Genomic DNA, 17384 nt, shown 5'->3' on the forward strand with positions numbered 1-17384 from the left:
AGTAGAAAGGAGCTTATGTTCTTTAGGTTCAAAACTCTACTAAATGGAGATTTCTAATTATGGAAAGTGAAGATTCAACATTCGGCTGCGAGGAAGCAGTAGAATCTGTTAGTTTTTGGGTAAGCTAATCATCATTGATTTTTCCAAACTGATTCGCTTGTAGTAAGGGCTTCAGCCGTGGTTTAATGCAACTTAAATCTTAGGTAATGGAGGTTTTCAGTATGGCGGAAATAGAAATCAATGAACAAATACATCAGGTGCAACATCAGTCTCATTTGACTGGTTCGGTTGGAGTATCTACTGTTATTTTTGTAGGTCTGGCGGCGATCGCTGCGATGCAGGCTAATTTCTTAGGCGAAGAAGCTGTGGTGGCTCAAGTCCAAGCTGCCAATCATTGGGCTTGGTATCAGTCGAAATCTATGAAGTATGAGACTCAGCAATCATCACAAGCAATTTTAAAATCCCTAGGAAAGCCTCTTCCTACATCTTTAGAACAAAAAGCCGACACGCTTGAGCAAGAGAAGGAAAACCTTAAAGCTAAAGCCGAACACTTGGAAGCAGAATCTAAGTCACACCTAGATCGCCATCAATCTTTTCTCTACAGTGTGGTGTTTCTACAAGTAGCAATTGCTCTAGCCTCTTTAGCTAGCCTGCTGAAACTTCCAAAATTGTGGTATACAAGTTTGGGAGTTGCAGTGCTGGGTACTGGCTTTATGCTTTGGGGATCAATTCCCGTAAGTCATGGCTCAAGCGTGCCAACATCTGTCGAAGTTAAACAGTCAGTTGACAATTGAAATACAGTGTAAATAAAACGATAAGTGCAAACCAATTAGTTATACCAATAGGGGTAGATGTGGCGAAGCTGACATGAAGTGCAAGATAGGCTGAAAGTACGTTGTGAAGTGTTAGACGCCGTTTTGTGGTGTGTAGGTTAAAACGCGTAAAAAAAAATTTTGATCTTGTTTGTTGTTTTGTGCGATCGTTTTATAGTATTTTGGGCGCTCAAGCAGCAACAGAAGTGTTGAGAGAACTTGTTCGTAGACTGTCAATCAAAGGGACATTGAGTCCCCTTGATTGACCGCGCAACCTCGCCCACCGCACTCAGGGATAAGGAATTCCGTCGAAATGCGTTAAAGTGCGGCAGCTTAATGGCAAATTATTTTATTTCCCTTACACCCTTACACCCTTACACCCCTAGTTCTTGACACCTTGACCAAGTGCATAAAAATTGCTAATATTAGTTTTTTGTGCAAACTTTAGCATTTTAATAAACACTTGGCTAACGTAATTGTTATAGGTGCCCAGTGGGGCGACGAAGGAAAAGGTAAAATAACAGACTTACTCAGCCGCTCCGCAGATGTTGTTGTACGTTACCAAGGGGGCGTCAATGCTGGACACACAATTGTAGTCAACGGTCAAACCTTCAAGCTGCACTTGATTCCCTCTGGTATTTTGTATCCAAATACCGAGTGCATGATCGGCTGTGGGACAGTCATAGATCCACAAGTTTTGATAAAAGAACTTGACCAATTAGAAGCACTTGGTATTTCCACTCGTAATCTGCTCATTTCTGAGACGGCTCATGTTACGATGCCTTATCACCGATTGATTGACCAGGCATCGGAGGAGCGAAGAGGAAGTTATAAAATTGGCACAACTGGTCGTGGAATTGGTCCAACCTATGCTGACAAATCAGAGCGGACTGGTATCAGGGTATTAGATTTGATGAACCCTGAGGGACTGCGTGAACAGTTGGAGTGGACAATCAATTATAAAAACGTCATTTTAGAAAAACTTTACAACTTGCCACTATTAGACCCCAAACAAGTGATTGACGAGTACTTGGGGTATGCAGAACGCCTGCGACCGTACGTTGTTGATACGTCCTTAAAAATATACGATGCAATTCAGAGGCGGCGCAACATTTTGTTTGAAGGGGCGCAAGGTACCCTCCTCGACTTGGATCATGGAACGTACCCGTATGTCACCTCTTCTAACCCAGTGGCGGGGGGGGCTTGTGTTGGTACAGGGTTAGGACCGACAATGATAGACCGAGTGATTGGCATAGCAAAAGCTTACACCACTCGGGTAGGCGAGGGACCTTTCCCCACAGAAATAGGTGGGGAAATGGGAGAAGTGTTATGCACGCGCGGTGCTGAATTTGGTACAACGACTGGACGTAGGCGGCGTTGTGGTTGGTTTGATGCAGTTATCGGTCGCTATGCTGTCCGGATCAACGGTATGGATTGTTTAGCAATTACTAAACTCGATGTCCTCGACGAATTGGAGGAAATTCAAGTTTGTGTTGCCTATGAAATCGATGGGGAACGCAGCGAACACTTTCCTAGCAATGCCCGTAAATTTGCGCGGTGTCGCCCTATCTACAAAACCATGCCAGGATGGCAAACTTCAACCAATGATTGCCGTACTTTAGAAGACTTGCCCAAGCAAGCGCTAGACTATTTAAAATTTTTGGCAGAATTGACAGAAGTGCCGATCGCAATTGTCTCCCTAGGAGCTAGCCGCGACCAAACTATCATTGTAGAAGACCCCATCCACGGTCCAAAACGTGGTTTATTGCACCAGGATGGTACACCTGCTTCGTTGCTGAGTGCTTAGAGCGAATACCGCCCAATGCCTTGTGCCCGTACTAAGTGATACTATCAAAATCTCAAATCTAAAATCTAAAATCAGAAAATGCAGCTAACAGTCGATTGTCAGAAGCGACCAGAAGGCACTAAGCCCAATGCTTTGCGCCGTTCTGGAAAAATCCCCGCGCATTTGTACGGTCATAAAGGTACCGAAGCGATTTCTCTCGTCCTTGATGCTAAGGTTGTTGAACGCCTGCTTATCAAAGCTTCGGTTAATAATACTTTGATTGACCTTAATGTTACTGATATTCCTTGGCGGGGAAAAACCTTGCTACGGGAAGTTCAATCTCATCCTGCAAAACGTACAACTTACCACCTGAGCTTTTTTGCCGTTGCAGGTCATGGTGACACAGATGTGGAAGTACCTGTGCTTTTTGTCGGAGAACCAGTCGGTGTGAAGCAAGAAAACGGTGTATTGGATACACCAATTACAGTCGTGTCGCTGCGTTGTGCACCGGAAAATATCCCGGAAGCGATTTCGGTTGATGTCTCCAACCTGCACGTCGGAGATAGTTTGTCTGTTGACGCACTCAATTTGCCTGCAAATGTGACATATCTGGGTGATTCTGAGCAGATTATCGCTACAATCTTACCCCCACAAGTTGATGCTAAGGCTGAGGATGAGGCTGAGGCTGAGGCTGCGGCGGCTGAGGCGGCTGAGACTGAGACTGAGGGTGAGGGTGAAGCTGAGACTGAGGAACAGTCAGAATCGGCGACATCAGAACAAGCCTAAATTTGATATAGTTACGAAGAACACCAGGGGTTTACCTCTGGTTTTTTTGTATCTTAATTTTAACCGCGTTAGCGCAGCGTGCGCATAGCGCTTAGACGCCAAGGACGCTAAGAGAAAATGACAGAAGCTTCTATTCCCCCTTTGATTCAGCAAATGTTGCAGCCTGAGTTTTATCCGCATCAGGTGAAGGAACCAATTGAATTGGTTCAGACGCATATTTCTTATGTGCTGTTGACTGGAGATTATGCATACAAAGTGAAAAAGCCGATGAATTTTGGCTTTTTGGATTATTCAACTTTAGAGAAGCGGGAACATTTTTGTCAGGAGGAGTTGCGTTTAAATCAGCGGGGTGCTGCGGAACTTTATTTGGAGGTGTTCCCGGTGACTCAAGTAGGGGAAAAGTACCAACTTGGAGGAACGGGAGAACCTGTGGAATATGTGCTGAAAATGCTCCAGTTCCCTCAGGAGACGCTGTTTAGCAAAATGTTTGAGCAGAATCACTTAGATGAAGAACTTGTACAAGAGTTAGGACGAGTCGTCGCTGAATATCATGACACCAAAACTGTAACGAATGATTACATTCGCTCTTTTGGTGAGGTGCAGCAAGTTCGAGCTGCGTTTGACGAGAATTACGAGCAAACAGAAAAATATATTGGTGGTCCCCAGACACAGCAGCAGTTTGAGGAAACAAAGCAAGATACAGAGAAATTTTTTGCTGAACGTGGCGAACTCTTTAAGAGCAGAATAAAAAACAACTACATCCGAGAATGTCACGGGGATTTGCACTTAGGCAATATTTGTTTGTGGCGTGATAAAATTTGGCTGTTTGACTGCATCGAGTTTAATGAGCCGTTTCGCTTTGTCGATGTGATGTTTGACGTTGCTTATGCTGTGATGGATTTGGAAGGTCAGCAACGCCCAGATTTGAGTAATGCTTATTTAAATACTTACCTTGAGGTGACTGGCGATTGGGAAGGTTTGCAGGTGTTGCCCATTTACTTAAGCCGTCAATCTTATGTTCGGGCAAAGGTGACTTCATTCTTATTAGATGATCCAAGTGTACCTACTTCTGTTAAGGAAGAGGCGACAAAAAAAGCAGCTAATTATTACAAGCTGGCGAGTGAGTACACAAAACCACGTCAGGGGCGACTGATTTTGATGTCGGGTTTGTCGGGTTCAGGTAAAAGTACAACAGCGCGATATTTAGCTCGTCAATTGGGGGCGATTCACGTTCGTTCGGATGCAGTGCGAAAACATTTGGCGGGAATTCCGTTGATGGAACGCGGTGGTGATGATTTGTACACACCCGCGATGACTGAGAAAACTTACGCGCGGCTGTTGGAGTTAGGAGTTTTGTTGGCAAAAGAAGGTTATGTGGTGATTTTGGATGCCAAGTATGACAAACAGCAATTACGTGAACAGGCGATCGCCGCTACTGTCCCGCATCAACTTCCCCTGGAAATTATCTCTTGCATAGCACCACCATCCGTTTTGGAACAACGACTGAATAACCGTACTAGTGATATTGCTGATGCAACTGCTGATTTATTAGCGTCTCAACTTCAGCAAGCTGAACCCTTGACAGAAAAAGAAAAACCACTGGCTAAAATTGTGGATACAACTCAACCAATAGAGGCACAATTAAAGAATGTCATTCGCCAATAGGTAGGCTACATCTTATGGCACCACCAAAACTCAACTTTTCGCCAAACTTCGTCACTCAAATCTTATTAGGGTTATTTTTTACACTTGTATTTTTGAGTACAGGTTATGACCCCGCCCTCAGTATTTTTCTGGGTGTATTGGGTGGTTTCGCCTTGGGCTGGGTGACAGCATCAACCAAAAGTGGACCCCAGTCATCTACAGTAGCGACCTCTGAGGGCGTTGACGCGGGCTTGAAGTATTGGTTATTTTTCTTACTTGGCTTTGTGTTCGCAGGGTATCAACCACCAATGAGTATTTTCTTGGGTGCGATCGCCGGTATAGGCGGCGGCTGGACGATTGCTTGGTGGCAAAGTAAGGAAGAATCAAGAACTCAACTACCACAAGAAGATCTAGAACAAACTGACGAAGCTGAAGTAAGTAGTGAAAAATCAAGCAGACGCCAAGTTAGGAAAACCACTCGACGTTACCGTCGTCGTCCTGGAAGTTTTAATTTCAACTTTTGGCGAAGATAGTCAGAAACTCCCGACTGTAAGTCGGGATTGCTGACAAGCCAAGTATTTTCTTGATTTCTTTGATGAATTGGCTCAGAATTTGAGGTAAGTTGCTGATCTCTCGCATCAGATCTTGAGGACTGAAACCAAAAAACATCAAGATAACGACGATAACTAAAATGGCGATCGCCGTACTGATCGCTGTTTGCAATAAACTAAGCAAAGCCCGGAAGACTATATACGCGACAAACAGTGCACCAATGAGAACTATGAGGTTTGTTGGCATGTTTTTGCCTGAATAAATCACAATTTTATACTATGGAAGCAATTGTTAACTTTGCACCTGATTCCTGCATAAGTTAACTTTGGTTTTATTTATACATTATAAAATTTTATTTTGTTGATTTTACTTTTTATACATACTTTCATAGATTTGTCAATCTTTTAATATTAGCCCATTATCCATGCTCGTTGATGAGTCAATACCGTTCAGTTAAGACGTTTATTCGTAGAGACAGCAGAGGGGATGGTTCGCTAGTGGGAGCAGAGGAGAAAAGAGTCAATGGGCGTTAACTCTTCTTCCCCCCTGCCCCTGTGCCCCTCTGCCCCTCTGCCTGCCGAAACAGATTAATTTCCTTAACTGAACTGTATTGGTTGATGAGTAGGAATACGTGTGTCAATGCCGCAACGGGTGCGGGTGTAAGGGGCTTGGGGAAACTTAGACAAAATTGGACAACCTTCCCCCACGAGTACTCGTGTTAGCGTTTGCGCAGCGCCCCCTATGCCTAACGGCACGCTTGGGCTATCGGGGCTAGCGTGCCGTAGGCTTGCCTCCACAAGTATCTGTGGAGGGGGCGAAAAAGGCGGTGATTCTCAATTATTCCTACTTGTTAACAGATAAAACCGCCTTTTTCGCCTTAGCGTAGCGTTGCCGTTAGGCAATAGGTTGTCCAATTTTGTCCAGGAAAATGAAGCGCCACAGGTGTAGGTGTTCAAACCCTTACACACTTACACCCTCCCAAACTGCTGGATCTCGTTGCGTAAGTCCTGGCTATTTCCCAGAAGACTCTCCATCCCTTCGCCCTAATTCATACACGCCACAACCCATACAAGCAAGTATCCCCATGCTAATTGCCCAGCTAGAACCTAAACTAATTCCCACTGCCCAATTCAGTAGGGCACCAATGATAAGAAAGGGCAGGATACTGAAAACTGAAGCGTAAAAAGCATTTTGTGATTCTCTTGCCTTTCTTGTTTTTTCAAATTCTGATTGACTGATGTAGAGCGATCGCTCAGCAAAGTTAAACCAACGGTTCAATTGCAGTATCACCCATTCCCTGACTGGGGAAAAACCAAGATACAGCGCCAAAGACCACAAAGTTGCTCCGGCGATCGCGATTGTGTCTAACTCAAAGCCCAAAGGCAATATTTCAGTCAGCATGGCTTGATGGAGGTCTTGTGGAGGGTGCGTTTGGAAAGCTAAGTCAATAAGCTAAACCAATAATAATAACGATAAACTTAACAGCATTTTCTTTGCAACTTTTTCGCTATGACATTTCATTGTGGATAAGTTGACATCTTTTTGCCTCAGTATATACGTAATAAAAAATGTCATTATCAATACTTTTATTTTCTGGTTGATGATAACTAGCTACTTGAGCACTGAACTATCAACAAATCATAACTGCTCAAAGGTATCTAAATGCTAATGAAATTAAAAAATATTTTATGTTTTTGATTATCAAAGAAATCAGGTAATTTTGATACCTGAAAAAATACTATTTTTGAAAATGACTTGACAGAGCAACATTTTCAAGGTAAATATATTGCGATGAATCTGTAAAAAATATACACTTTTTCTCGTCGTGCTGCACAGGGTGAATGCACTCCAAAGCAAATGTCAATTCCTAATCGAAATTTCAATCTTTGATCTGGCTGAAATGTACATCAATTTACGGATATGTAGTAAGAGCTAGAGGATTAAAAAATGAGTAAGTGGCAACAAACAGTAGCACTTTCCGTAGTCAGCCTATCTATACTAGGATTAGGTGTTGTTAGCTTTATCACTCTATTGACAAAATTAAACTCAGTAGAAGCTGTAGAATTGAACTCCAAGCAGATAACAACAGTCAAAAATCGGTTAGCAGCCTCAATTGCCGTCGAAAATTTTCAGACGCCCAAGACAAAACCATCTGTGGAATTGAACTCCAAGAAGATCGCAAGAGCTAACAATTGGTTAGCAGCCTCAATTACCGTAGAACATTCTCAGACGCCCAAGACAAAACCACCTGTGGAATTGAACTCCAAGAAGATCGCAAGAGCTAACAATTGGTTAGCAGCGTCTTTTCCAGTAGAAAATTTTCAGGGATACACATCTGCGTTTGGCTACCGTCGTTCTGCAACTGGCGGTTCTAATTCAGAATTTCACAGTGGCTTAGATATCGCCGCGCCACAAGGGAGTTACATTCGCAATTGGTGGACAGGTACGGTGATTAAGGTTGGCGATCGCGATGCTTGCGGAACTCATATAGTCATTCAATCTGGCGAATGGGAACACACCTACTGTCATATGGAAGGACAAGTTGAAACTGTAGATAATCGCCGTTATTTAGTAGATAGAACAGGTGGAATTCAAATTGCGGAAGGTCAGCAACTAAGCGCCGGTATGAGAATTGGTCGAGTAGGAATGACTGGACGAACCACAGGTCCTCACGTTCATTGGGGACTCAAGTATGCTAAACAATATGTCGATCCAGCAATGGTTCTTCGAGAAATGTTCTCCCAGCAGCAAATTGCTAGGAGTTCATCGCAGGGTTGGACTTCTCAACAGTCACAAGTCATCATTCAGGAATCAAAAGCTGTAGGAGACTCAGGATATTAATTTAGTGAACAGTTATTGGTTGTCAGTGAACAGGCTACTGATAACTATACTGGTATCTTGCACCCTCCGGGTTCGCCCTTCGGGTTCGCAGTCGCCTACGGAGGGAGACCCTCCTGCAGCGCTGTCTCACCAGTCGCTCATGGGGGAAACCCCCAAGACCGCGCTGGCTCACCATTCTCAACAAGACCCAAAAAACCGGGTTTCTGAACCATAAATTAAGGTTTATACGAGCAGGTATTCTCAAGAAACCCGGTTTTTAACTCAGTACGTCAAGTTGTAATAGAGTTTGCGATAGCTATACGATCGCAAACTCAGTTAATGCCCTTTTACTAGGGTGATGGAAACCCAAAATAATATCGGTTTTGGGGATGCCTGCTGCCAATAAGTCATCAACAATCCCCAAATCGGTGTTGTCTTCTTCCACCCAGATTTTACCGTTTTGAATCTGGAGGTATAAGATAATGTGCTGCACTCGTTTTTTGTCATCCCAGCCGCAACGCAGCCACAGGTATTGGTGGCGTTGTTCATCTAAAATCAGGCGATCACTAATTTTACTTTCTGTAGTGTTAACGGGTTGAGAATTGGTCAAATCATAGTATTTTTTAATGGTTTCTTGGATAATACTGCGATACTGGCTTAATATATCCATTGCACGATTTGCTCCTGTTGGATATCTACAATAATTAATTGCAGATTGTTTTGGCGGGTAATGAGTTGATGTGTAGTGCGGGCATCTTGCCCGCTTTGGTAATAAAGTAGGGAGCAAGATGCTCCCCCTACGGTGTTTTTGCAAAATTGGGATGCTCCCGTCAAATCATTGTAGAGACTGTACTGTACGGTCTCTACATTGTTTTCCACCAGACGTCTATTTAGAACTCAAGACTTCATTTAACCAGATACAACTAATTGCTGCTTCTTTGGCAGTTGAGTATATTCAGAGACAATCTTACGAAATTGCTCGCCCTCTATTGTTTCCTGTTCCACAAGCAAATCCACAAGGCGATCTAGCAAAGCTCTATTTTCACGAATAATTTGACGAGCTTTTCTATAGCAAGCAACTGCCATTTCTCGCACTTGTCGGTCAATCTTAGTCGCCATTTCTTCTGAATATTCAGAGCGATTCATCCAATCTCGGCCAAGAAAAACATCACTACTCTGATTTTCCAGAGCTACTAACCCTAGCTCAGACATACCATACATAGTCACCATCTTACGAGCAAGGTTTGTCACAACTTTTAGGTCGTTGCTAGCCCCGCCTGTGACTTCAGCTTCGCCAAATACCTCTATTTCTGCTGCCTTTCCTCCTAAAGTCATGATGATGTTATCGTGCAGCCAAGCTTTAGTATAAAGCCCACTGTCAATCATTTCTTCGTTGAGAATTTGCTGAGAAAAACCACCCACTCCACCAGAACGGGGAATAATTGTCACCTTATTTAAAGGATCAGCATTTTCCAGAAGTGTAGACAATAAAGCGTGTCCAATTTCATGATAGGCAATCAACCGCTTTTTCTTGCTATCGAGTAGTGGGTTAAGGGTCAACCCAATTGTCAATCTGTCAATAGCATCGTCAATTTCTAACGGTGTGATACCATCTTTACGTCTACGTGCTGTCAGAATTGCTGCTTCATTGAGTAAGTTTGCTAAATCTGCTCCTGTAAAACCAGGGGTGCGGCGCGCAATAATTTCCAAGGAAACGGATGGGTCAACTTTCTTATTACGGGCATGGACTTTTAAAATTTCCAGACGACCTTTGCGGTCTGGTGCATCTACAATCACTTGTCGGTCAAATCGTCCGGGTCGAAGCAATGCGGTATCTAGGACATCTGGACGGTTGGTAGCGGCGATTATAATAATACCAGTGTTACCTTCAAAACCATCCATTTCGGTGAGCAGTTGATTGAGGGTTTGTTCCCGTTCATCATTTCCACCACCGATACCTGCACCTCTTTGCCGTCCTACAGCGTCGATTTCATCGATAAATATCAGACAGGGAGCATTTTCTTTTGCTTTTTTGAATAAATCACGCACACGGGATGCGCCCACACCCACAAACATTTCTACAAACTCTGAGCCGGAAATACTGAAGAACGGTACGCCTGCTTCACCGGCGATCGCTTTTGCAAGCAGTGTTTTACCTGTTCCCGGAGGTCCCACTAACAGCACTCCTTTGGGAATGCGTGCGCCCACAGCAGTGAATTTTTCTGGTTGTTTGAGGAAAGTCACGACTTCTTGCAGTTCTTCCTTGGCTTCTTCAATACCTGCAACATCGTCAAATTTGATTCCAGTCTTTGCCTCCATCTGGAAACGAGCTCTGGTTTTACCAAAGTTCATTGCTTGGCTAGAGGCATTACTAGAGCGGCGAAGGAACAATAACATTAAAGCAACTAGTGGTAAGATCCACATGAGGTTGATCAAAAGTCCTACAGCCGCTTTACTATTGGCAGAGGGAGCTTCGCCAAAGTCAACGTTCTTTTCTCTTAGTTTGTTAATTAGCTCGCTATTTTGTTCTAAAAGCCGCACCTGTATCGGTTGGTCACCTTGCTTTTGTCCGTTGAGATAAACCCTTGCTAGCTGGTCAGTTTCGTCAAGCTCTACTCTTTTGACTTCTTTATTATCTATTTTCTCAATTAATTTACCATAAGATAGAGACTCTTGCTCTGCTTTTTGTGCTAACGCAGGAGTCCCCCCTAAGATTCCTGGCAACATGATTAAACCGGCTGCTAGCGCTCCAGTCAAGGCTGTATGCTTTGCAGGCTGCTGTTTTCTCGATGTCTTTTTCTCAAAATTTTTCATAATAATTACCCTTTGCTTGCTGCTCTTAATTTCGAGCACTCGTTTTTATGCCTTTTCCTCTACCAAGAGTAGATATCAGGGGTGTCTAATTTTCTAGTGTAGCTTCCAAAAAAAGCAAACAATAAGTTTTTCCTTGCAACACCCATAACTGCGTCTGTTTATGGATGTTTCTCTATGTTAGACGCCTAATTAGATGCTCGTTGTTTCCTTACAGGTTAGACTCTTTGTTCTAAAGCCTTTTGAAGTAGTACTTTTAGGTTTAGATTTTATCTTTATTATTTTCTGGTTCTTTAGCATGGAATTGTCTGCCTATTGGAATTTGGCATATTACGTCACAAATCGTTATAATAAAATCATACTCGTAATGATTACATTTTGCAAACTAATCAGTGTTTGAATGTCAATATACACCCAGACAAAATTTGTAAATTAAAACACAATTTGAGGATTCAGTTATGGTAAGGATAGTAGGCATTGCTGGTAGCTTACGACCAGATTCTTATAGCCAATTAGCTTTAGAATTAGCAGCGCAAAAAACACAGGAACTAGGTGCAGAAGTAGAAGTTCTTGATTTGCGCAAAATGAACCTACCATTTTGTGATGGAGGGGACGATTATCCAGATTACCCAGATGTGAAAAGGCTACAAGATGCTTTTACACGTGCTGATGGTTTAATTTTGGTTACACCTGAATATCACGGTAGTGTAAGCGGTGTCCTGAAAAATGCTCTTGATTTAATGAGCTTTGACCATTTAGCAAATAAAGTCGCAGGATTTATCAGCATTTTGGGTGGTCAATCTAATAACAATGCACTCAATGATTTGAGAGTCATCCTTAGATGGGTGCACGCATGGTCTATCCCTGAACAGGTAGCAATTGGGCAAGCCTGGAAAGCATTTAGTCCTGAAGGTAAACTTGTAGACGAAAAACTTTCCCAAAGGTTAGACCAATTTGCCCAGAGTTTGGTTGAGAACACACGGAAGTTACGAGGTGTTAATTAGCTTATTTTTCACCAGAAGGCGACTTCGGTTGCCCCGTTCGTTCTAGAGTGGGGAGGAATTGTCGCCTTGTCGCCTTAGTCATTAGTTATTGGTCATTAGTCATTAGTATGATTAAATACGAAAAATCATGTAGCGCAGCGGTTCCTCTTAGGAACTAAAACTACTAAGACTCGCGACTAAGGACTAATGAGTTCGATTTCCCCCCGGCTTTTTATGAAATTAAACGGAGTGAAAATTTCATAGCCGGGGGATGAGTTAACTACAAGCCTTGTTAACCCTATGCCTAACGGCACGCTTCCGCTATGGGGGCTAGCGTGTCCGCAGGACATAGACGGGTTTCCCGTCGCAGGATAAGAGCGTTAGAAACCGTTCGACTGAGCGCTCACGGCCGAAGCCCTCCAAAGAGCGCTGGTCTCACCAAGCAAGGGTGAGGTGACGATTGTGTGGAATATTTGGATTTTTGAGTGGTGATAGCGTCACCAAGCACTGAATTTATTCGTTAGATATTCACTCTTTTTTATACATTTAGTCAGATTTACCATACGTACAAAAGTACGCCCTGGTCTTGGTCAACTTTTTGAACTATTTATGACTGACCTGAGGGATCTGCTGCGTTAACAAATTCTGGGTGTTCACTCTCTGAACACTGAATGACTTGGTCTGAGTTTGGTCTGTGTTGTCGCTTGAATTCACCCAATTGCACAGGCTGACCTGTTTGTGCTGATTGGTTGATTGCACGAATAATGCGAACATCAGCTAACCCTTCTTCTCCAGAAGGTTCTGGATCTTTATCTTTGATCACGCAATCTGAAAAGTAAATAATTTCTGCTGCAAACTGGTCTCCAGCAGGAAAAGATTGTTCCTGCGTTTCATCATTGATGGTAATTTGTTGCTTCAATTCGCCTTGATAAGAGTATGCAGAATCCATCCGCAAGTCGCCTTTTGTACCTACAACCTGAAAAGTAGAAACTGGTGCCCCGCCAAAGCTAGAGATAAATATTGCCAGTCTCTCTCCAGGAAAACGCACTAGGGCGCTGGTCATTTCCTCAGCTTTCTCAAAACGCTTTTCTCCAATGCTTGCGCTTAGGGCAACAACTTCAGTGGGTTCATCTTGAAATAGATAGCGGGCAGCATTGATGCAGTATGTCCCCATGTCGTAAACAGAACCACCACCATTGGAGATTGGTTCTTTTAACCGCACGTTATCTCCAACAACCTGTTGAGAAAATACGGAGTTAAAGATGCGGGGGTTACCAATTTTGCCTGAATTAACAATTTCTACTGCCAGCATGTTTGCTTTATCAAAATGCAGACGGTAGGCAATCATTAGTTTTACCTTGTTTTCAAGGCAAGCGCGAATCATCTCCTCACACTCTTGTTCTGTCACAGCCATTGGCTTTTCACAAAGCACATGAACACCAGCTTTTGCCGCCCGCACAGTATAATCACAGTGGAGATGGTTAGGCAAGGCGATGTAAACTGCATCTATTTCACCACTTTTAAGGTAGTTGTCATACTCTTCGTAAGAGTAAGTTTTTACTCCATAATGCTTGCCGAGTTTTTGACGCTTGATTGGATCTCCTGAAAACAAGGCAACCAGTTGTGAATTTTCGGTGTGAGCAAAAGCAGGTAAGACGTCTTCTTGGGCAATCCAACCCAGTCCTACAACCGCGTAGCGAATTTTACTCTTGCCGTTTGTCACTGTCATTTATCAACCTCCTAATGTAGTTATTTTTTCTAGAGTGTAGGGATCTGAATTCCCTTTACTTTTGTACAGTGCAAGGAAGTGCGCCTGTGCATCCTTACACCTCTTATTTTTTCAACAATCTTGAATTATTTGTCCTGCAATCCAACCTGTTCTCTATGACTTTGAGGATAGAAATTAATGATTTTTGCTCCATCCTTCTAGCGACACAGAGGTAGCAGATTTTTTCTAAGCAGGGCATAGGTCATCCCCAAAGGGGGAGCGTAGACCCCAGAGGAGGCTTCCCGATAGCCGTAAGGCGTGGCGTCAGCCATAAAGTAGCAATTGCAAGAATCGTAGTTTTATGTTTTTTTATATTGATCTACTTACAAATAAAAAACAACATAAGATATAATGTTTGACTATAGGATTTCTACTTAATTTTTGAAGGTAATTCAGTACAGTTTATGTTAAGCGTTCCTTACCTCAACGAGTTCGTGTGGCTAGCGGGTGCTGTCACGGCTAGCACCGCTATCGAGCGCGTCTGGTGTAGGAGATACGCCACGAAGTGCGAACAGAAACCAAACCGGATTCCTATATATAAGTTTGATCATTAAACACTTATATTTTATTTGTAAGAATGAAAAAAGCTTTTAGTTTCTACGGGATTATTCTAGGATCAGTTTTGCTAAGTATCGTCTTGAGTTTTACGTCAGGGAAAATTTTGGCACAAACTGAAAACTCTGAAGTTAGTGGAAGTAAGGCGGTTATCGAAAATTCTGGCTCTACGAATACCTGCCCTTACACAATTTCTGTTTTACCTGGTGGAGCAGCAACTTACACTGTTTGCAACAAAACGGGGAAGGGTGAAGTTTCATCTGGGCTAAGTAAGAGATTTTTTGAGGATATAAAAACTGCCCAGCCATTAGAAAATGTACCATTTACCCCTTGTGTGAAAAGCGCGTCGTTCGGTACAACGACTAAAGTGAAGTATAAAGAACAAACGTCTCCTGATATTAGTTGTCCTAGTTCTGATTCTAGAGTTACAGACTTATATGAGGATACAGTCAAAATTCAGCAACAGTTAGGTTTTTCAACAAAGAGAAGTAGCTCAACCTAATTAAACTTAAAATGTCATTCGCGCAAAGAGCAGCAGTAGGGTGGGCAACATGTTGCCCACCCTACACCTTAATGATGATGGTGATGATGATGTGCAACGGCTAACTGCGGATTAATTGCCACAGTTTCTTCTGACAACAACTCGTTAATATGAGCATTTGCCCACTGGGCTGCCATGTATAAGAACTCAGGATCGTCGTTAACGCAAGGCATCTGCACGTAGTTTACATCAGAATGCTTTTTCTCTAAGGCATGAATGATGTGGTGTACATCCAGTAGAGTTTCATGGTTTTCTGTCGCAAAACCAATCGGCATAAATACAATTGCTTTGGCACCTAATTGAATCAGGTTTTTCGCTGCTTGTTGAGCATTTGGCAGCGTCCATTCAATTAAGGGTGTGTCATGGTTGAGCCATCCGACAGAAATCAGAGGGTAGCGGTGGATTAACTTGTCGCGAACTAAGTCGTAGAGTATTTGACTTTCGGTAATTCCAGAGGTGAATCCTTTGGCTTTATGGGGACAACCGTGGTTCATCAGCACAATGCCAATTTGAGAAGGTAGGTAAGCACTGGCTAAGTCAGCTGTAATTTTCTCTTCGACTAGATGCGCCATCAAGTCGATGTAAGCTGGTTCATTATAGAACGAGGGGATGTAGCGCAGTCCTTTCACCCAATGCTCATCACCCTCTGCTATCTCGGATAAAGCGTTGTTGACTTGTTCTATGGCGATACCGCTGGTGAAGATGGAATCTACAACAAGCAGCGGGTAGATGAGTATTTTGTCAAAACCTTGATTTTTGATTTCTGTCAAGACTTGTTTGGGTAGGAAGGGAGCGCAAAAGTTGAAGGCTTTAAAAACTTGAACAGCTTCACCCCACTTGGCTTGTAGGTCTTTTTCAATGCCAGCGCGTTGTTTTTCAAAAATAGCGTTGTGTGGGGAAATAAAATCATGGTGCTGATGTCCCCACTCATGACGGTCAAATAACGCCAAAAGCTTTGCCAAGGGAGGATACACCCAAGTAGGGACGGGTGCAAATTTTGCTGTCAGCAGATTTAAGGCTTGTTCATTATAGTTAGCGAAATCTTCGTAGCTTTCGACTTCACCGTAACCCATGAGCAATACTGCTACTCGTTGTTGACTGGGCGATCGCTCATGCGTTGAATCTAGTTTTTCTGGTGTGGCAACCACAATAGTTCCTCAATACAACTTCAAAAGTTCTGAGTACCTAAGCAATGAGTCCTTTGATCATTTCCACTTCAATGTCGGTACTCATGGTTCAGCACTGTTTGGGTTTTGTTGTTTTCCATACTCGTAAAATTCTATCCTATCCAGGGGGATAGGATGAAAAAGGAAATATAAGTCGTATCTCTCATGATTACCCTCTATTTACTACCTAAGATAGAAACACAACAATGACTAAAAATAACTTTTGAGGCTTGACATATACTTGTTTACCGCAATTGTGCGACGCTTGATAGACTGGAATTGATATGTTGAGTTGGTAATTACAAGGACAAGTCACCACTTTGCTGAATTCAAACAGATTGAACTTTTTTGAAGATTGCAAGCCGTTCTGTGTCCGGAAAAGTATGGAAAATTATGTTGTATATGTAACTAACATACATACATGACTTGAAGAATAAGCTGCTAAAACAAGAAGAGATGAGTATAATTATTTGCCCTGGAATTCATGAGTCAGTTTTAACTCAATCTTTTGTATCAGGGTGGATAGAGCAAGTTATAGATAAAGCCAAAAGCAAAAAGCCAGTAGATGTACTGATATTTTCGGGTGAGAGTGGTTTAGCTTTATCAGGATTTCATTTATGGCAATTTTTACACAAACACTTGCAGAATAGGATAGAATCGCCGGTTGTATTCATTAGCTTTAGTGCTGGTGTTGTTGGGGCAATACTCGCTGCTCATAAATGGCAACAAATTGGCGGTTATGTCAAAGCTTTTATTGCTATAGATGGATGGGGAGTACCGATGTGGGGAAATTTTCCTATCCATCGGATGAGTCATGATTATTTCACCCACTGGAGTTCTTCTATGCTGGGAAGCGGGCAGAATAACTTTTGTGCAGATCCACCTGTTGACCATTTAGAAATGTGGCGATCGCCCCAAACTGTGCAGGGCTACTGTTTAGACTCTTGTTTTGGGGAATCACCGCCGAAACAGCGTCTGAGCGCAGCTGAATTTTTGCACTTGCTTTTAAAGCATTATGAAGATAACTAGTCCGGAAAACAGATTTGCCAACCAGGAGTGAGTAAAAGAAGATCAGGGAATAAAGAGGAGGCAGTGCTCCCTTGGGGGGGATCTTCCCCGTTGTAGCACCTACCGTGGAGATGAGGGAGATCTCGTAAGCC

16 protein-coding genes are annotated in these 17384 nt (G+C 42.9%); 9 read left to right on the top strand and 7 right to left on the bottom strand.

What is annotated here, in order from left to right:
• Positions 1-221 precede the first annotated feature (221 nt).
• The 5 genes from AC5JM2_RS35750 (at position 222) to AC5JM2_RS35770 (ending at position 5561) form a co-directional block, all read left to right on the top strand.
• A complete protein-coding gene (locus AC5JM2_RS35750; RefSeq protein ID WP_495840947.1) occupies positions 222-794 on the top strand; it encodes a DUF4337 family protein in 573 nt (190 codons plus the stop codon).
• Positions 795-1275: 481 nt separating this feature from the next.
• A complete protein-coding gene (locus AC5JM2_RS35755) occupies positions 1276-2619 on the top strand; it encodes an adenylosuccinate synthase (RefSeq protein WP_495840949.1) in 1344 nt (447 codons plus the stop codon).
• 78 nt (positions 2620-2697) lie between these two features.
• Positions 2698-3384 carry a 50S ribosomal protein L25/general stress protein Ctc gene (locus AC5JM2_RS35760; RefSeq protein WP_495840951.1) on the top strand — a complete coding sequence of 229 codons (687 nt, stop codon included), beginning with the start codon at positions 2698-2700 and terminating at the stop codon, positions 3382-3384.
• 117 nt (positions 3385-3501) lie between these two features.
• Entirely contained in the window at positions 3502-5049 is a 1548-nt protein-coding gene (locus tag AC5JM2_RS35765; RefSeq protein ID WP_495840953.1) for a bifunctional aminoglycoside phosphotransferase/ATP-binding protein, read from the top strand.
• A 14-nt stretch (positions 5050-5063) separates the two neighbouring features.
• Positions 5064-5561 (top strand): hypothetical protein, encoded by a 498-nt coding sequence (locus tag AC5JM2_RS35770; RefSeq protein WP_495840955.1) that lies wholly within the window; start codon positions 5064-5066, stop codon positions 5559-5561.
• Here AC5JM2_RS35770 and AC5JM2_RS35775 read toward each other — a convergent pair.
• Both AC5JM2_RS35775 and AC5JM2_RS35780 read right to left on the bottom strand, forming a co-directional pair.
• Positions 5542-5826, bottom strand: a complete 285-nt coding sequence (locus AC5JM2_RS35775; RefSeq protein ID WP_495840957.1) for a hypothetical protein — start codon at positions 5824-5826, stop codon at positions 5542-5544. The two genes, AC5JM2_RS35770 and AC5JM2_RS35775, sit on opposite strands and share 20 nt — an antisense overlap.
• A gap of 765 nt (positions 5827-6591) precedes the next feature.
• Positions 6592-6981, bottom strand: a complete 390-nt coding sequence (locus AC5JM2_RS35780; RefSeq protein ID WP_495840959.1) for a hypothetical protein — start codon at positions 6979-6981, stop codon at positions 6592-6594.
• 849 nt (positions 6982-7830) lie between these two features.
• Here AC5JM2_RS35780 and AC5JM2_RS35785 point away from each other — a divergent pair.
• Entirely contained in the window at positions 7831-8421 is a 591-nt protein-coding gene (locus tag AC5JM2_RS35785) for a M23 family metallopeptidase (protein WP_495841033.1), read from the top strand.
• Positions 8422-8716: 295 nt separating this feature from the next.
• Here the strand turns inward: AC5JM2_RS35785 and AC5JM2_RS35790 are convergent, their stop codons facing one another.
• From AC5JM2_RS35790 to ftsH, 3 genes are read right to left on the bottom strand one after another with little or no spacing between them, the layout of a single operon-like run.
• Entirely contained in the window at positions 8717-9070 is a 354-nt protein-coding gene (locus tag AC5JM2_RS35790; protein ID WP_495840960.1) for a XisI protein, read from the bottom strand.
• Positions 9058-9279: a hypothetical protein gene (locus tag AC5JM2_RS35795; protein ID WP_495840962.1), complete on the bottom strand. Its 222-nt coding sequence runs from the start codon at positions 9277-9279 to the stop codon at positions 9058-9060. The genes AC5JM2_RS35790 and AC5JM2_RS35795 overlap by 13 nt, the downstream gene beginning before the upstream one ends.
• 30 nt (positions 9280-9309) lie before the next feature.
• Positions 9310-11214: an ATP-dependent zinc metalloprotease FtsH gene (ftsH, locus tag AC5JM2_RS35800; RefSeq protein ID WP_495840964.1), complete on the bottom strand. Its 1905-nt coding sequence runs from the start codon at positions 11212-11214 to the stop codon at positions 9310-9312.
• 455 nt (positions 11215-11669) lie between these two features.
• On the opposite strand from ftsH, the gene AC5JM2_RS35805 reads away from it, so the two are divergent.
• Positions 11670-12215 (top strand): NADPH-dependent FMN reductase, encoded by a 546-nt coding sequence (locus AC5JM2_RS35805; protein ID WP_495840966.1) that lies wholly within the window; start codon positions 11670-11672, stop codon positions 12213-12215.
• Positions 12216-12801: 586 nt separating this feature from the next.
• Here AC5JM2_RS35805 and AC5JM2_RS35810 read toward each other — a convergent pair.
• Positions 12802-13923: a Gfo/Idh/MocA family protein gene (locus AC5JM2_RS35810; RefSeq protein WP_495840968.1), complete on the bottom strand. Its 1122-nt coding sequence runs from the start codon at positions 13921-13923 to the stop codon at positions 12802-12804.
• Between the two features lie 616 nt (positions 13924-14539).
• Here AC5JM2_RS35810 and AC5JM2_RS35815 point away from each other — a divergent pair.
• Positions 14540-15019: a hypothetical protein gene (locus tag AC5JM2_RS35815; RefSeq protein ID WP_495840970.1), complete on the top strand. Its 480-nt coding sequence runs from the start codon at positions 14540-14542 to the stop codon at positions 15017-15019.
• Between the two features lie 68 nt (positions 15020-15087).
• Here the strand turns inward: AC5JM2_RS35815 and AC5JM2_RS35820 are convergent, their stop codons facing one another.
• On the bottom strand, positions 15088-16206 hold the full coding sequence (locus AC5JM2_RS35820; RefSeq protein ID WP_495840972.1) for a ferrochelatase: 1119 nt from the start codon (positions 16204-16206) through the stop codon (positions 15088-15090).
• A gap of 474 nt (positions 16207-16680) precedes the next feature.
• On the opposite strand from AC5JM2_RS35820, the gene AC5JM2_RS35825 reads away from it, so the two are divergent.
• The gene (locus tag AC5JM2_RS35825; RefSeq protein ID WP_495840974.1) at positions 16681-17253 is read left to right on the top strand and encodes a hypothetical protein; all 573 of its coding nucleotides are present in this window, start codon (positions 16681-16683) and stop codon (positions 17251-17253) included.
• Positions 17254-17384 lie beyond the last annotated feature (131 nt).

The organism is Brasilonema angustatum (genome assembly GCF_059505445.1).